The organism is Microbacterium oleivorans (assembly GCF_001691565.1).
GTDB classification, from domain to species: Bacteria; Actinomycetota; Actinomycetes; order Actinomycetales; family Microbacteriaceae; genus Microbacterium; species Microbacterium oleivorans_B.
Window position 1 is genome coordinate 846,482 of the sequence record NZ_MAYO01000003.1, and the last position, 14,589, is coordinate 861,070.

Here is a 14,589-nt window from a genome sequence, read left to right on the forward strand (position 1 = left end):
GCAGAGCCCGTCCCTCTCCCCCAGCCCGTCCGGTCCGCTGCGGACCGGACGGGCGCAACCCGCGCGACCGTCGGTGCACGCACCGAACTCGGCGCCCGTCATCGCCCACGTGGCCCCGCCCCTGTCATCGCGCCTCGCAGAGGCGTTCTGGAGCTTCGGTCTGGCCGCGGGCGCACTGGCGGCGGGCTACTTCTTCATCACGCGTACCGATGAACTGGCGCACATCAAGAAGCGCGTCGAGGCGGTCGACCCGGACCGGGCGGCCGAGAGCGTCGACACGACGGTGGACATCCTGTTCTGGGTGCTCTTCGGCACCTTCCTGACGTTGCTGCTCATCCAGGTGTGGGCGGCGGTCGCCTTCGCGAACCGTCGCTCCGGGGCGCGCGCGTGGCTATGCGGAACGCTGGTCGCCTTCGGCGTGCTGAGCGTCGTCGCGCTGGAGTTCACCCGCCCGGGGAACGACGGGATGCCGCTGCGGACGTTCGCGCTCGCGTATGCCGGCATCCTCATTCTCGCGCTGCTCGCGTCGCTCCTGCCCGCCTCCAGAGCCTGGACCCGCCGCCGTTTCGACGTCCGCCGCGGCCCCGCCTCGGTGGGCGGCGGCGACCTCTGACAGGATCCCGTCGAGGGTCCGCACGGCGATCGAGCAGGCGCGGACGGCGCTGCGCGGTGTGTCCGGCCGCTCGCCGATCCGCCGCCACGTGTCCCGTAGCGCCGCAGCGAGGTCGGCGACCTCGCCGCGGGAGGCGTCCGGGCGCGCTCCGACCCGATCGGCGGGGTCGGTGCCGTCGGCACCGAGGATCCGCTCGAGCTCGTCGGTTTCGGCCGGGGTCACGCCGGCGCCGGACACGCGGATGGCCGCGAGGAGGTCGAGTTCGCGCAGCTCGTGCGATCCGTCGACCAGCGCGTCGAGCGCAGCGCGCAGCGCGTCGTCCTGCCCCGTTCGCGGCCGCTCGCGGAGGAGGTCGTCGAGGAAGGTCTTCAGCGCGCGGACCTTCAGCGCGGCGGTGCGGCCTGCGAACTGCCGGCGCACGGTGGAGCGCAGCTCCTCCAACCCGCTCTGGACGACGAGCTGTTCGGCGAGACGCTGCGACGTGGTGGCACCCCCTCGGACGAGCGCGACGCCGAGACGGATGCCGGTGATGCCGAAGCGGTCGATGAGGCCCCGACGCGCGCGAGACCCCAGGGTCGCCGCTCCCTCACGGACGAACCGATCAGCAGAGAGCAGCAGACGGTCGCGCTGATCGCGGTCCCAGCCGGCGATCTCACGGAGCGCCATGAAGTCGCGCTCCGCCATGCAGCGTGCGCTCTCGGCGATGAGTCCGGCGACCGGCATGACACCGATCGCCAGCGGCCGCATCTCGGGGAGCTCTCGGTACCGCGCCGCGATCCCGCGCGCGGACAGCAGGGCGTCCAGTCGCCCCCCGCCCACCTCGTCGGCGCGGGACAGGACGGCGAGCGCGTTGACGCTGTTGCCCGGCCCGCTGTCGACGTCGCGGAAGGCGGAGAGGAACGACAGATCGGAGGGGTGCAGGTGGCGCAGCAGATAGACGATGGCGTCGGCGTCGGACGGGCCGCCCGTCGCTGGCGTCAGGAAGGTCAGGCTGCGATCGGCGATGCGCGCCGAGACCGATTCGATGCCGGGGGTGTCGATCAGCACGAGGGAGCGGAGACTCAGCGCGGGCCATCTGATGTCGATGTGGTCGATCTCGTCGGGGTCGATCCCGCGGAGATCGAGCCGCAGCCGCCCGTCGGTGCGTGCGAGCGAGAGCGACGAGGTGCGACCGCTGCGGTGGACGGCGTCGACGCGCGGCGTCGCTCCGTAGCGGTACCAGGTCACGATGCGGGTGCACTCCCCCGCATCGGTGGGGGCGATCCGCTCGCCGATGAGGGCATTGAGCAACGTCGACTTGCCGGCTTTGACCATGCCCGCGATCCCGAGGCGAAGCGGCTCCTGCAGTCGGGTGCGCCACGCCTGCAGGTCCGCGACCGTGGTGGTGTCGTCCTGATACAGCGCGAGGGCGTCATCGAGGAGCGCGTCGGCGGCTGCCAGGATGCCGACGCTCACACGATCCCCCGCTGCGCCGGTACCGTCGCGACCGCGTCGGCGGCCTCCGGCGTCGCTGCCACGGCCGCGGGCAACGCGGTCCTCACCCGCGCCAGGTACTGCAGACGCTTCGTCAGCTCGGCGATGCGCGCGTCGCGGTCCTGGGCGAAGCCTGCGGCGGGCTTGCGTGCCGCCTCGGCGGCGGCGGTGAGCGACCGGTGGATCTCGTCGGCCCGAGTTCCGAAGTGATCACGCGTCGCTCGCTGGATGGAGCGGAGTCTGTCGCGCAGCTGCTTGCCGACTTGGAAGGCGATCTCGTCGATGTACCGGCGGACCAGGTTCTTCGCCTCGTTCTGCCGTCGCGACAGCCGTGCCTGCGTGTCCTCGCGGTAGGCCCGACGCCCGACCAGGACGCCGGCGAGCAGCGACAGCGGGTTCAGCACCGCGAGCCCGATGACGCTCGTCGCGAGGCCGACCATGAGCACGCCCCCGTACGAGCCGCGCACACCGATGTAGATCTTCTCCCCCGCTGAGAGGGTCGGGGCGTCGAGCTCCGCCATCTCGTCGACCGGGTCGAGGACGCCGGTGATGTCGCCGACGTCGAGCTGCGGGATGTCCTCCTCGCCCTCGAGGAACTGCCCGGCGACCTCCTGTGCCAGCCACCGCTGACGGTCGTTGGTCCAGATGAACGTGTCGGCGACGGCCTCGCCGACGCGTTCGTCCAGCCACTGCGCGAACTCGCCCCAGACCGGTCCGGGATCGCCGGCTTCGATGGCCTCCTCCGCCTGCCGCTGCACGCGGCGGAGGCGATCGCGGAGGTCGTGCTCGGTGTCGGCGATGAGGTCGGCTACCCCGTCGGTGAGTGTCGTCTGCCAGCGCGACGAGCGGCTGCGGAACTCCTCGGCCTGCCGCTTGGCGTCCTCGAGCCGCTCGATGATCTCCGGGGTGCGTTCCGGGTGCTGCAGAGCGGTCAACTCGGACCGGACGGCGATCGCGAGCTGCTCCACGACGTCGTGCAGGTCGGCCGCGGCGGCTCGGCGTTCGAGCTCGCCGGCGCGGTGCAGGACCTCGCTGTGGAGGTGCTGGATGAGTCGGGGGAATCCCGATTCCTCGTTCAGCTCGCGGTCCTGGCGGGCGGCCGCGGCGAGACGCAGGTCGCTCGAGACGGGGAAGACCGGGATCGGCCCGACGCTCTCGAGATGACGCTCGTCGATCCCGGCGATCTGACGCCACTGCGGGTACGCGTCGGTCTTGGTCACCACCGCCGACACGTGCGGCGACACCCGCACCGCCTGCGACAGCAGACGGATCTCGGGCGCCGTGTACTCCTGCGAGGCATCCGACACCATCAGCATGGCGTGCGCACCGGACAGCGCCGTGAGGGCGGAGAGCGCTCGGAACGCCTGCACGTCGCCGATTCCCGGGGAGTCGACGAGCCGCAGCCCGTTCTGGAGGATCTTGCGCGGCACCAGGATCTCGGCCCCGACGACCTCGCCGCCTTCGAATCGCGGCGCTTCGGCGGCGATGTACTGCCCCACATCGTCGATCGGCACCTCGTGTCGGGTGAGGTCCGGCGAAGAGGGATGCCGCACGAGGACGGCGGCGGAGGGTGAGTCACCGTATCCGACCACCGTCGGGATGCGCGTCGCGATGTCGTCGTCGACGGGGCAGACCGGGGCCCCGACGATCGCATTGATCAGCTTGCTCTTGCCTTGCTTGTACTCCCCGACGACGAGGACCCGGACATACGGGTCGATCAACCGCGCCCGGCTCGCCGTCAACCGGTCGGCGAGATCTTCCCGCCCCCATTCGCGACTCGTCTTCCTGATCTCGTCCGCTACGCGCACGAGCGCGCCGGGAGTCTCTCCCAGCGCGCCCTGCTCCCCCACCGATTGCGGCATGTGTGTCCCCTCGCATCCACGTCGTTGCGGATACTCCCCCAGCGGCACCGTACCGACTCCCCGTCATGCCGACAAGGGATGCCGGCGGAAGGCGCTCCTGCATCCGCAACGACATGATTGGCTCTCGTCCCGCACCCGAGTCGGGTGCGGGACGAGACGTGGTCGTGACTCAGAACGCGGTGTCCGCGTCGGCGTCCGGGACCTCGACGTTCATACCGCCGTCATCCGCGACGGAGTTGTCGTCACCCGTCGTCCAGATGTTCGTCGAGTCATCGTCCGTCCACGTGGTGGTGGGCGAGAATTCGGCATTGAACTGCTCGTTCATCGAGTCGGAGATCGAGGTGTTGATCTGACTCATGTCCGTCAGGGACTCGTCGACGTTGAACGAGTCCGAGATCGACACGTTCGTGTTGATCGAGTTGTCGGAGTTGTCCATCCAGTCGGTCGAGTTGTCGGAGTTGTCCGAGTTGTCGGAGTTGTCCGCCCAGTTGCTCGTGTTCGCCGAATCCGTCCAGGTGTTCGTGTTGATGGTGCTGCCGATCACGGCGTCACCACCCACGTCGTAGTTCACCGAGTTGTCGACGGAGTTGTCCCACCAGGCGTCGCCGCCCGCCGCGACGGAGCCGTCGCCGCTGGCCACGTGGGCCGAGGAGCCGGATCCGATCGTGACGTCGCCGCCGGCACTGATGTTGCCGTTGACGGACTGGTCGACGTTCGTGGAGTTGAACGACACGTTGCCCGAGACGCTGCCGAGGCCGGCTGCGGGAGCGGCGCCGCCGTCCCCGAAGGTGGTGTTGTACTGCCGCACGCCGACGTTGTACTGGTCCCAGTCGATGTGCTGGTTGTACGAGTTCTCGTTGCCGGAGTTGGTGTTCGAGTTGTCGGAGCTGTCGTTGTACGAGTCGTTGACCGAGTTGTTCGAGTTGTCGGAGCTGTCGGAGTTGTCCGAGTTGTCGTTGTTCGAGTCGGTCCAGCTGTTGCCCGAGTCGTTCGTCGAGTTGTCGGAGTTGTCGCTGTTGTCCGAGTTGTCGCTGTTGTCGTTCACCGAGTTGTCCGAGTTGTCGCTGTTGTCCGAGTTGTCGCTGTTGTCGGAGTTGTCGGAGTTGTCGGTCCACGAGTTGTCGTTGTTCGAGTCGTTCGTGGAGTTGTCCGAGTCATCGGAGTTGTCGTTGTACGAGTCGTTCGTGGAGTTGTCCGAGTTGTCGTTCTCGGAGTCGGTCTTCGAGCTGTCCGACGAGTTGTCGCTGTTGTCGGAGTTGTCCGAGTTGTCGGAGTTGTCCGAGTTGTCGCTGTTGTCCGAGTTGTCGGTGTCGGTCGAGTTGTCGTTGCCGGAGTCCGTCGTCGACGCGTCGGTGGTGACGCTGTTGTCGGAGTTGTCGGTGTTCCCGGAGTCGTTGACGCTGTTGTCGGAGTCGTCGTTCGTCGAGTTGTCGTTGTAGGAGTCGGTCGCCTCAGCAACGGCGCTGAGGAAGTTGTTGTCGGCCACGGGTGAGTCCTCTCATCTGGCGCATGTCGCGCTCGTTGCGACGAGTCTCGTTCGCGAGGCGAATCGAGGCATCGGGGGAAATCCCCCCACTCGGCATGCGTTCCCCGGGGTACTCGGGGAACCCCACCGCCCGGGGAGGGGGATCCGTGGCCGCACGTCCGATGCCGACGGGGGATGCCGCGGAAACTAGGCTGGCCGGATGGAACAGGCCGAGCTCACCGCCCTGCTGACCGCGGAGGGCCTTCGCATGGTCGACGAGGTGGGCCCCCTCGCGTCGACGGCGGAGGTCGCCGGCGCGGTGTCGCGTTTGCGGGCCGCGGGGCACTCCCCCGATCTCGTGTCGGCTGTCGTGGGGCAGGCCCACCTCCGCGTGCGGGCTGTCGCGAAGTTCGGCCCGTTCGCAGACCGCATGCTCTTCACCCGAGCGGGCCTCGAGCAGGCGACACGACTCGAGGTCGCTGCGCGTCACGCCGGGCGGTTCCGGGATGCCGGGGTGCAGCGCGTCGCGGACCTCGGCTGCGGCATCGGGGGTGACGCACTCGGCATGGCGGGTCTGGGGCTCGACGTCCTCGCCGTCGACGCCGACGAGACCACCGCTGCCCTCGCGGCCTACAACCTCGCACCGTTCGGCGAGGCGGTCACCGTCCGGAGCGGCCTCGCCGAGGAGACGGACCTCGACGGCTGGGACGCCGTGTGGCTCGACCCGGCGCGCCGCACCGCGGGCCACTCCGAGACCTCCCGCACCCGTCCGGAGGACTGGTCTCCCTCACTGGATTGGGCCTTCGCCCTCGCCGAGCGGACGCCGGTGGGCATCAAGCTCGGACCGGGACTCGATCGCGACCTCATCCCCGAGGGCGTCGAGGCGCAGTGGGTCAGCGTCGACGGTTCGACCGTCGAACTCGTGCTCTGGTCAGGTTCACTGCGACGCGAGGGCGTCCGCCGCGCGGCGCTCGTCATCCGCGGCGGTTCCGCGGCGGAGCTCACGGCCCCGGCGGACTCGCCCGACGAGCCGGTGCGAGAGCTCGGCGCCTTCCTCCACGAACCCGAGGGGGCCGTCATCCGCGCGCGTCTGATCGGCGAGGTCGCCCGCGGGCTGGAGGCGGGGATGCTCGCTGACGGGATCGCCTACCTGACGTCGGATGCCGCGGTGACGAACCCGTTCGTGCAGTCGTTCCGCGTGCGCGAGGTCCTGCCGGTCAAGGTGCCTGCGATCAACGCCGCCTTGCAGGCGAGGGGGATCGGAACGATCGAGATCAAGAAGCGCGGGGTCGATGTGGACCCGGCGCAGTTCCGGCGCAAGCTCGCGCTGCGTGGCGATGCGGCTGCGACGCTGGTCCTCACGCGCCTGGGCGAGGGGCCGAAGGCGAAGCGGGTCGCCGTGCTCGCCGAGCGCGTCTGAGTCAGCCGAACAGAGCGCCCTGCGACGCGGCCCACCAGAGCCACCCGGCGCTGTAGATCAGCGACGCGACGCTGAGCCCGAGCCCCCAGAGCGCGGTCTCTCGTCGTTCCCACGGACGGCGGAGCGCCAGGACGGCGAGGACTGTGCCGATGATGCCGACGGGGAATCCCCACCCGACGAAACAGGCGAGGACGAAGCCGAGGACACCGAACAGGAGCGACCATCCTGCACTCCGCGGGAGGGCGGGCTGCTGCGGGATCCACCGCACGTCGGGCGAGATCTCGTCGTCCGGGTCGGGGTGCACGGCAAGGGGCGGCGCGACGGGGAGCGGCTGCGTCAACTCGCGCTGGAACCCGCCGCGGTGGACGCCGGGGAGCGCGGAGTCGGTCGGCGCGGGCGCGAGATCCTCCGACGCGGGCTCGACGATGGGGCCCCGTGAGGAAGAGATGGGGCTCTGCGGCGCAGAGGCGGGGCGCGGCATCCGCTCGTCGGTCATGACGACGCCGCCACCTGGATCGTCGTGACCGGAAGGGTGGAGTCCGCGCCGAAGGCGAGGGTCGAGGCGGGGTGTCCGCTCATGATGAGCTCGGACGCGAGCGCCGCGATCATGGCGCCGTTGTCGGTGCAGAGCGAGAGCGGCGGTATGCGGACGGCGACACCCGCGGCCTCGGCGCGCTCGAGGGCGACGTCGCGCAGACGCTTGTTCGCGATGACGCCGCCGCCCAGCAGCAGACGCGGCACGTCGTGGCGCGCGCAGGCGTCGAGGGCTTTGGTGACGAGGACGTCGACGACGGCTTCGCGGAAGGATGCCGCGACGTCGGGCACCGACACCGGTTGTCCCGCCGCCTCGTGCTGCTCGACCCAGCGCGCGACGGCGGTCTTCAGCCCGGAGAACGAGAAGTCGTACCGGTGCTCGGCCATGTCGGAGGCCCGGGACATGCCGCGCGGGAACCGGATGGCGTTCGGATCCCCGGTGGACGCGGCGCGGTCGATCTCAGGCCCGCCCGGGTAGGGCAGGCCGAGGATGCGGGCGATCTTGTCGAAGGCCTCGCCGGCGGCGTCGTCCATCGTCTCGCCGAGGAGCTCGACGTCCGAGACGAGATCGCGCACCAGCAGGAGCGACGTGTGTCCGCCGCTGACGAGCAGGGCGACGGTGGGGTACTCGACCTCGTCGCCGGTGAGGATGTCGGCGGCGATGTGGCCGACGAGGTGGTTCACGGCGTAGAGCGGCTTGTCGAGGCTGACGGCGAGGGCCTTCGCGGCTCCGACCCCGACCATGAGCGCACCGGCGAGACCGGGTCCGCTCGTGACGGCGACCGCGTCGATGTCGGTGAGGACGACCTGCGCCTCGGCGAGCGCCGCCTCGATGGCGGGTTGCAACGCCTCGAGGTGGGCGCGGGCTGCGACCTCGGGCACGACGCCGCCGTATCGGGCGTGCTCGTCCATCGAGCTCGCGATGGTGTTCGACAGCAGGGTGCGGCCTCGGACGATGCCGATGCCGGTTTCGTCGCAGCTCGTCTCGATGCCCAGAACGAGGGGTTCGCGCGTCATGTCAGCACCAGCCCTTCTCGGCCGTCGGTGCGGCGGTCGTGCGTGCCTCCCAGGCGACGAGGTTCAGCTGCATCACGACCGCGTCGACGTCGTCGGGCTGGTAGTACCGGGGGCGGCGGCCGACCTCGACGAAGCCCTCCGACAGGTACAGCGCGGTTGCGCCGGGGTTGTCTGCCCGCACCTCGAGGAACATCTCGCGCGCGCCGCGACTGCGAGCCGTGGTCAGCAGTTCGCGCAGCAGCGCGCGGCCGCGGCCATGACCCCGCGCGTCGGCGGCGATAGCGATGGTCTGGATGTCGGCATCCGTTGCGCCCTGCACGGCCCGAACACCGCCGTAGCCGACGAGGCGACCGGCCTCGACGTCGACGACGTAGCGCCCGTGGGGCGAGGCGAGTTCACCCGCCATGAGGGCGTCGCTCCAGGCATCGGTCGGGAACGAGGCACGCTCGAGGCGCATGATGTCGTCGAGGTCGTCGCCGGTGGCGGTGCGGAGGGTCACTGGCCGACCTTCTTCCGCGGGCCGGGCATGGTGACGTCGGGAGCGCGCAGGTACAGCGGCTCGCCCAGGTCTTCGACGCGGCCGGCGGCGACGGCGCGCGCCGCGACGAGGGCGACCATGGCGCCCGGGATGACCGTCGTATCGCGCCGCTCGGCGCCGTGCTCGGCGAGGGCGGCGTCGATGTCGTCCCGCTTGACGAGCGTCGCGTCGGTGACGCGCACCGGCAGGCCGTCGTCGTCGATCCCGTCGTAGACCGTGAACGCGAACTCTTTGCGGCGCGCGTCGGTGACGACCGCGAAGCGGGGGACGTCGGCGAACGGGTCGGTGAGCAGCACCGCGAGGGCGGCCGCATCGTGGCTCCGCACCGGGACGACCGGGATGCCGCGGCCCAGGGCGAACGCGCGCGCCGCCGCGATCCCGACTCGAAGCCCCGTGAACGGGCCGGGGCCCATGCCCGCAGCGACGTGGGTCAGGGCGACGGGTTCGGAAGCCCCGGTCGCGCCGATGGGGCCGAGCGCGGCATCCGTCATCGCCGTCTCGAGCAGCGTGCCGATGATCTCGGCGTGACCGAGGGCATCGGCACTGGCGGCATCCGCTCGCACCGCACCGTCCGCGTCGATCACGGCGACGGCCGTGCCGAGGGAGGTGTCGATGCCGAGGATCACAGGATCAAGGGTATCCGGGCAGACGGAGGCCGAGCGGCGTCAGGGGCGGCGCGTGACCGTGACGATGCGCGGCGCGGCGTCCTCGAGCTCGGCCGCGTAGTGGCCGGTGGTGCCGCAGGCGTTGTCGATGCCGGTGCCGCTCCAGCCGCGTTCGATCTCGAGCTCCCACCACGCGTCGACGAGACCGTCGACCATGCCGCGCCCCCACTCGACGATCGTGACGGCGTTGTCGGGATCGAGGCCCAGGTCGTCGAGTTCGGCGGGCGAGCCGAGCCGGTAGGCGTCGACGTGCACGAGCGGCGGGCCGCCGACCTCGGACGGGTGCGTGCGCGCGATGACGAAGGTGGGGCTCTGCACGGGACCGCGGATGCCGAGGCCCGCACCGATCCCGCGGGTGAGGGTCGTCTTGCCCGCGCCGAGCGGACCGGTCAGCACGAGCAGGTCGCCCGCCGTAAGCGCGGCGCCCAGCTCCCGCCCGAGCGCCTCCATGTCGTCCGGCGAGGCGATCTCGCGACGTCCCTCGAACTGCTCGATTCCGGTCATGACCGCACCTCCCGCCGCGGCACGCGCGGACCGATGCGCGTGACGATCTCGTAGTTGATGGTGCCCGCCGCGTCGGCCCAGTCGGTCGCCGACGGGACGCCCGTCGCCGGGTCGCCGAAGAGCACGGCCTCGTCGCCGACCGCGACGGGCTCGTCGCCGACGTCGACGACGAATTGGTCCATCGCGATGCGGCCGGCGACGCGGAAGGTGCGCCCGCCGATCGAGATGGGACCGGCCCCGGATGCCGCGCGCGGCACGCCGTCTGCGTAACCGATCGAGATGAGCGCGAGGGTCGACTCGCGCTCGGTGCGGTGCAGGTAGCCGTACGAGACGCCCTGACCCGCGGGCACGCGGCGGACCGCGGCGACGGACGCGCGGAGGGTCATGGCGGGGCGGAGCCCGAGGTCGGCCGACGATCGGTCGTCGAACGGCGACAGCCCGTAGATCGCGACGCCCAGGCGGACGCAGCCAAGCCGCGCCTCGGGCAGCCCGATGGCGGCGTGCGAGGCCGCGATGTGGCGCAGCGGAGGTCGCAGCCCGGTCGACTCGGCGGCGGCCTGGGCGACCGTGAAGCGCGACAGGGCGGTGCGGTCGTCGCCGGCCGATGTGTTCGAGAGGTGGCTGAAGATGCCGAGCACCCGGATGACGCCCTCGCGTTCGAACTGCGCCGCCTCGGCGAACACCGCGCTGTAGTCGGCCGGGGCGATGCCGTTGCGGCCAAGGCCCGTCTCGACCTTCAGCTGCACGGTCACCGGCCGCTCCGGCGATCCGGCGCGCGCCGCGGCACGGAGCTGCTCCAGGCTCGAGACGCCGAGCTCGATGTGCGCCGCCGCTGCTGCGGCGAAGTCGGCGCCCGGCGCGTGGAGCCACGCGAGCACGGGCGCGTCGATCCCGGCATCCCGCAGCTGCAGCGCCTCGGGGACGTCGGCGACAGCGAGGCGGGCCGCTCCCCCGGCGAGCGCCGCGCGTCCCGACCGCACGGCGCCGTGCCCGTAGCCGTCGGCCTTGACCACGGCGATGACCTCGGACTCGGTGAGCCCTGCAAGGTGGCGGACGTTGTGCTCGATCGCGCCGACGTCGATCACCGCTTCGCGGGCGACGCCCTCCGGCATCCGGTGAGGGAGGGGCATCCGGGTCATGACGCGGACTCCGCGATCACGTACGCCGTCGCGAGGCCCGCGTCGTGCGAGAGCGACAGGTGGACGGTGGCGATTCCGCGGCTCGCGACCGTGGCTGCGGTCTCGCCGGACAGAGCGAAGACGGGGCGGCCCGAGGGCTCGGAGGCCACCTCGATGTCGGTCCAGTGCACGCCCTCGGATCCGCCGAGCGCCTTGATGAGCGCCTCCTTCGCGGCGTAGCGAGCCGCGAGCGAGTGGGGCTTGAGGGTCTGCTCGGATGCCGTGAACAGCCGCGTCATGAGCTTCGGGGTGCGCTCGATCGAGCGCTCGAACCGCGGGATGTCGACGAGGTCGACACCGATTCCGATGATCATCCCGCCTCCTGTCGCCGCGCGCTACGGCATCAGATCAGGATATCGGGCGCGGCTCAGGAGACGGCGAGGCGCACGACGCGTTCGACGGCGTCCAGGCCAGGCGAGAGCTGCGCGTTCGAGCGCGCATACGTCTCCCTCGAGCGGCCGTACGGGTCGACGACGTCGTCGTCGAGGGGATCGGCGGGCGGCAGGACGAGCCCCCGCTGCCCGGCGAGGACGGCGAGCGCGCCGCGGAGCCGATCACGGGGGTCGGTGCCGGCAGAGCCCGCCCGGATCGCCTCGTCGGAGGTCGCGGCGGCGAGCCGCTCGAACTCGCGGATCGTGAAGGCGACGCGAAGTTTCGAGGGGTCGAGCTCGACGATTCCCCGGCGGTGATCGCGGTCCATCGCGAGGACGAGGTCGGCCTCCCGGAGCAGCCCCTCGGTCAGGAAGCGCGAGCCGTGCGCCTGGATCCGGTCGGTCGGCACGCCGTACCCTGCCGCGAGCTCGGCGGCTTCGACCGGCATCCGATCACCGGCTCGGGCGCGGACCCCGGCGCTCGTCGCGACCACACCGAGGTCACCGAGGCGCTGCTGCAGGACGAGCGCTGCCAGCGGCGACCGGCAGATGTTGCCCGTGCAGACGGTGAGGATGTGGATCACGCGATGCCTTTCGGAACGGATGCCGCGGCTCGCCCCTCGCCGACGTCCCCACCTCGGTGCTCGGCGGAACGATGGCGCGGGGGCGGGACGCGGACGGGCACCCGATACGGTAGGGCCCGTGCAGGATCAGCTTAGCGACGGCCACACGCCCGCCGACTCCGTCTCGGAGGGGGCCGCGACCGATGCACCGCGCCGTCAGGGGCGACGCCGTCGACGCACGGACTGGCGTCTGGGCGGGACGGCGGTCCGTTCTTGGAACGGCAGCCTCCTCGTCGTGGCTCTGGTCAGCCTCGGCGCGGCGATCTTCGCGGGGTCGCTCGTCCAGCTGCTGTGGAAGACCCCGTGGGCGCCCCTGGTCTCGACGATCATCCTGTGGGTGGGCATGCTTGCCCCGGTCGTCGTCGCCTTCCGCCGGGGTCGTCCGGCGGGCCTGCTGCGTTTCCGTCCGGCCGACCTCGTCTTCGCCCTCGCCCTGGGTTTGGCGCTCCGCGTCTTCGACGGATGGGTGACGGATGCCGCGTCCCGCCCCTTCCCCGCGGCCGACCTGACGCCGTCGTGGCTGCTGACGGAGGCGCTCCCCGCCGGGCTCGTCGGCCCGATGATCGAGGAGTTCTTCTTCCGGACCGTGGTCCTGGTCGCGGTCTACTCGCTGCTGAGGCGCCCTGCAGGGCAGCTGGCGGCAGCGGTCGCGGCCGTCCTCGTGTCGACGGCGACGTTCGTCCTCATCCACGCGGTGGACGGCTCGCTGCCGCTGGTCGAGTCGATCTCGGTCGGCGCGGTGGGGCTCGTGTGCGCGACGCTCGTCATCCTCACGGGACGCATCTGGGGCGCCGTGCTGCTGCACATCGTCTACAACGCCTCGATGCTCCTGCTCCTGGCGGCGGGCGGCATCCTCTCCGGCGGACTGTGACGCTCCGGTCCGGAGCGCCGACGGGTCGGGAACCGACCCGTCAGGGCCGCCCCATCCCGAGGTAGGTCCAGCCGGCCGCGCGCCAGGCTGCGGGGTCGAGGCCGTTGCGGCCGTCGACGATGATGCGTCCCTCGGTGAGGGTGTTGGCGTGCTCGGGGCTCAGCTCGCGCCGGTACTCGTCCCACTCGGTGACGAGGATGACGGCGTCCGCTCCCGCGAGCGCCTCGTCGCGGTCGGCGACGTAGGTGAGCTGCGGGTGCTGACGTCGCGCGTTCGGGATCGCTTCGGGGTCGGTGACGGTGACGTTCGCACCGAGTCCGTGGAGCCGGACGGCCACGTCGAGTCCGGGAGAGTCGCGGATGTCGTCGGAGTACGGCTTGAAGGCGGCGCCGAGGACGGTCACGTTCTTCTCGAAGACCTGGCCGCCCAGCCCCTGCACGACGAGCTCCACGGCTCGCTCGCGGCGGCGCATGTTGATCTCGTCGACTTCGCGGAGGAAGGCGACCGACTCACCGCGGCCGAGCTCCTCGGCGCGGGCCGAGAAGGCGCGGATGTCCTTGGGGAGGCATCCGCCGCCGAAGCCGATGCCCGCCCCGAGGAAGCGACGGCCGATGCGTGCGTCGTGACCGATCGCGTCGGCGAGCATCGTGACGTCGGCACCGGCGACCTCGGCGATCTCGGCCATGGCGTTGATGAAGCTGATCTTGGTGGCGAGGAAGGCGTTCGCCGAGACCTTGACGAGTTCCGCGGTCGCGTAGTCGGTGACGATGAAGGGCGTGCCCTTCGCGATCGACGGGTGGTAGACCTCGCGCAGGATCTCCGCGGCCCGCTCGCCCTCCTCACCGGCGGGAACGCCGGCGACGAGGCGGTCAGGATCCACCGTGTCCTGCACGGCGAACCCTTCGCGCAGGAACTCCGGGTTCCAGACGAGGGTCGCGCCCGTCTCGCTGACGCGAGGGGCGAGGGATGCCGCGGTCCCGACCGGCACGGTGGACTTGCCGGCGACGATGTCACCCGCGGACAGGTGCGGGAGGAGGGCGTCGACGGCTGCGTTCACGTAGGTGAGGTCGGCGGCGTAGCCGCCCTTCACCTGCGGAGTCCCCACGCCCACGAAGTGGACGGCCGCGCCGGCGGCGGCGGCGAAGTCGGTCGTGAACGACAGGCGTCCCGAGGCGATGCCCTCCGTGAGGATGTCGGTGAGCCCCGGCTCGAAGAACGGCGCTTCACCGGCCGAGAGCAGGGCGATCTTCTGCGCATCGACGTCGATGCCGACCACCTCGTGGCCGATCGACGCCATCGCGGCGGCGTGGACGGCGCCCAGGTAGCCGCATCCAATGACAGAAAGTCGCATCGTGACAGTCCCCCTCGTTGACGGGGCCGAGTCATCGAACCCCGGTCGTTTCTATCAGAGTCGCGTGTCGACCTCTTCTCGAGTGCATGTCTGGGAGGTGTCGA

General features: G+C 71.1%; 14 protein-coding genes. 2 read left to right on the plus strand and 12 right to left on the minus strand.

The window, feature by feature from the left end; genetic code table 11:
• Positions 1–391: 391 nt before the first annotated feature.
• From BBA86_RS06845 to BBA86_RS14560, 3 genes are all read right to left on the minus strand, one after another.
• Positions 392–2,068: a dynamin family protein gene (locus BBA86_RS06845; RefSeq protein ID WP_065570880.1), complete on the minus strand. Its 1,677-nt coding sequence runs from the start codon at positions 2,066–2,068 to the stop codon at positions 392–394.
• Positions 2,065–3,948: a dynamin family protein gene (locus tag BBA86_RS06850; protein WP_065570881.1), complete on the minus strand. Its 1,884-nt coding sequence runs from the start codon at positions 3,946–3,948 to the stop codon at positions 2,065–2,067. Before BBA86_RS06850 ends, BBA86_RS06845 begins: the two co-directional genes overlap by 4 nt.
• Positions 3,949–4,117: 169 nt before the next feature.
• Positions 4,118–5,434, minus strand: a complete 1,317-nt coding sequence (locus BBA86_RS14560) for a hypothetical protein (RefSeq protein WP_065570882.1) — start codon at positions 5,432–5,434, stop codon at positions 4,118–4,120.
• Between the two features lie 199 nt (positions 5,435–5,633).
• On the opposite strand from BBA86_RS14560, the gene BBA86_RS06860 reads away from it, so the two are divergent.
• Positions 5,634–6,833 carry a class I SAM-dependent methyltransferase gene (locus BBA86_RS06860; RefSeq protein WP_065570883.1) on the plus strand — a complete coding sequence of 400 codons (1,200 nt, stop codon included), beginning with the start codon at positions 5,634–5,636 and terminating at the stop codon, positions 6,831–6,833.
• A gap of 1 nt (position 6,834) precedes the next feature.
• Here BBA86_RS06860 and BBA86_RS06865 read toward each other — a convergent pair whose 3' ends face one another.
• The 8 genes from BBA86_RS06865 to BBA86_RS06900 are packed head-to-tail and all read right to left on the minus strand — an operon-like array spanning position 6,835 to position 12,224.
• Positions 6,835–7,329 (minus strand): hypothetical protein, encoded by a 495-nt coding sequence (locus tag BBA86_RS06865; RefSeq protein WP_065570884.1) that lies wholly within the window; start codon positions 7,327–7,329, stop codon positions 6,835–6,837.
• Complete coding sequence (gene tsaD, locus BBA86_RS06870; RefSeq protein ID WP_065570885.1) at positions 7,326–8,384, minus strand: tRNA (adenosine(37)-N6)-threonylcarbamoyltransferase complex transferase subunit TsaD; 1,059 nt, start codon at positions 8,382–8,384, stop codon at positions 7,326–7,328. The genes BBA86_RS06865 and tsaD overlap by 4 nt, the downstream gene beginning before the upstream one ends.
• Position 8,385: 1 nt before the next feature.
• On the minus strand, positions 8,386–8,883 hold the full coding sequence (rimI, locus tag BBA86_RS06875; protein WP_065570886.1) for a ribosomal protein S18-alanine N-acetyltransferase: 498 nt from the start codon (positions 8,881–8,883) through the stop codon (positions 8,386–8,388).
• Positions 8,880–9,548 (minus strand): tRNA (adenosine(37)-N6)-threonylcarbamoyltransferase complex dimerization subunit type 1 TsaB, encoded by a 669-nt coding sequence (gene tsaB / locus BBA86_RS06880; protein ID WP_065570887.1) that lies wholly within the window; start codon positions 9,546–9,548, stop codon positions 8,880–8,882. Before tsaB ends, rimI begins: the two co-directional genes overlap by 4 nt.
• 39 nt (positions 9,549–9,587) lie before the next feature.
• A complete protein-coding gene (gene tsaE, locus BBA86_RS06885; protein ID WP_065570888.1) occupies positions 9,588–10,091 on the minus strand; it encodes a tRNA (adenosine(37)-N6)-threonylcarbamoyltransferase complex ATPase subunit type 1 TsaE in 504 nt (167 codons plus the stop codon).
• Positions 10,088–11,203, minus strand: a complete 1,116-nt coding sequence (gene alr / locus BBA86_RS06890) for an alanine racemase (RefSeq protein WP_065572211.1) — start codon at positions 11,201–11,203, stop codon at positions 10,088–10,090. Before alr ends, tsaE begins: the two co-directional genes overlap by 4 nt.
• A 23-nt stretch (positions 11,204–11,226) precedes the next feature.
• The gene (locus BBA86_RS06895; RefSeq protein WP_065570889.1) at positions 11,227–11,583 is read right to left on the minus strand and encodes a holo-ACP synthase; all 357 of its coding nucleotides are present in this window, start codon (positions 11,581–11,583) and stop codon (positions 11,227–11,229) included.
• Between the two features lie 53 nt (positions 11,584–11,636).
• Positions 11,637–12,224 carry a low molecular weight phosphatase family protein gene (locus tag BBA86_RS06900; protein ID WP_189318430.1) on the minus strand — a complete coding sequence of 196 codons (588 nt, stop codon included), beginning with the start codon at positions 12,222–12,224 and terminating at the stop codon, positions 11,637–11,639.
• 118 nt (positions 12,225–12,342) lie between these two features.
• Here BBA86_RS06900 and BBA86_RS06905 point away from each other — a divergent pair, with 118 nt between their 5' ends.
• A complete protein-coding gene (locus tag BBA86_RS06905) occupies positions 12,343–13,134 on the plus strand; it encodes a CPBP family intramembrane glutamic endopeptidase (protein WP_065570891.1) in 792 nt (263 codons plus the stop codon).
• Positions 13,135–13,174: 40 nt separating this feature from the next.
• Here the strand turns inward: BBA86_RS06905 and BBA86_RS06910 are convergent, their stop codons facing one another.
• Positions 13,175–14,485, minus strand: a complete 1,311-nt coding sequence (locus BBA86_RS06910) for a UDP-glucose dehydrogenase family protein (protein ID WP_065570892.1) — start codon at positions 14,483–14,485, stop codon at positions 13,175–13,177.
• Between the last annotated feature and the right edge of the window lie 104 nt (positions 14,486–14,589).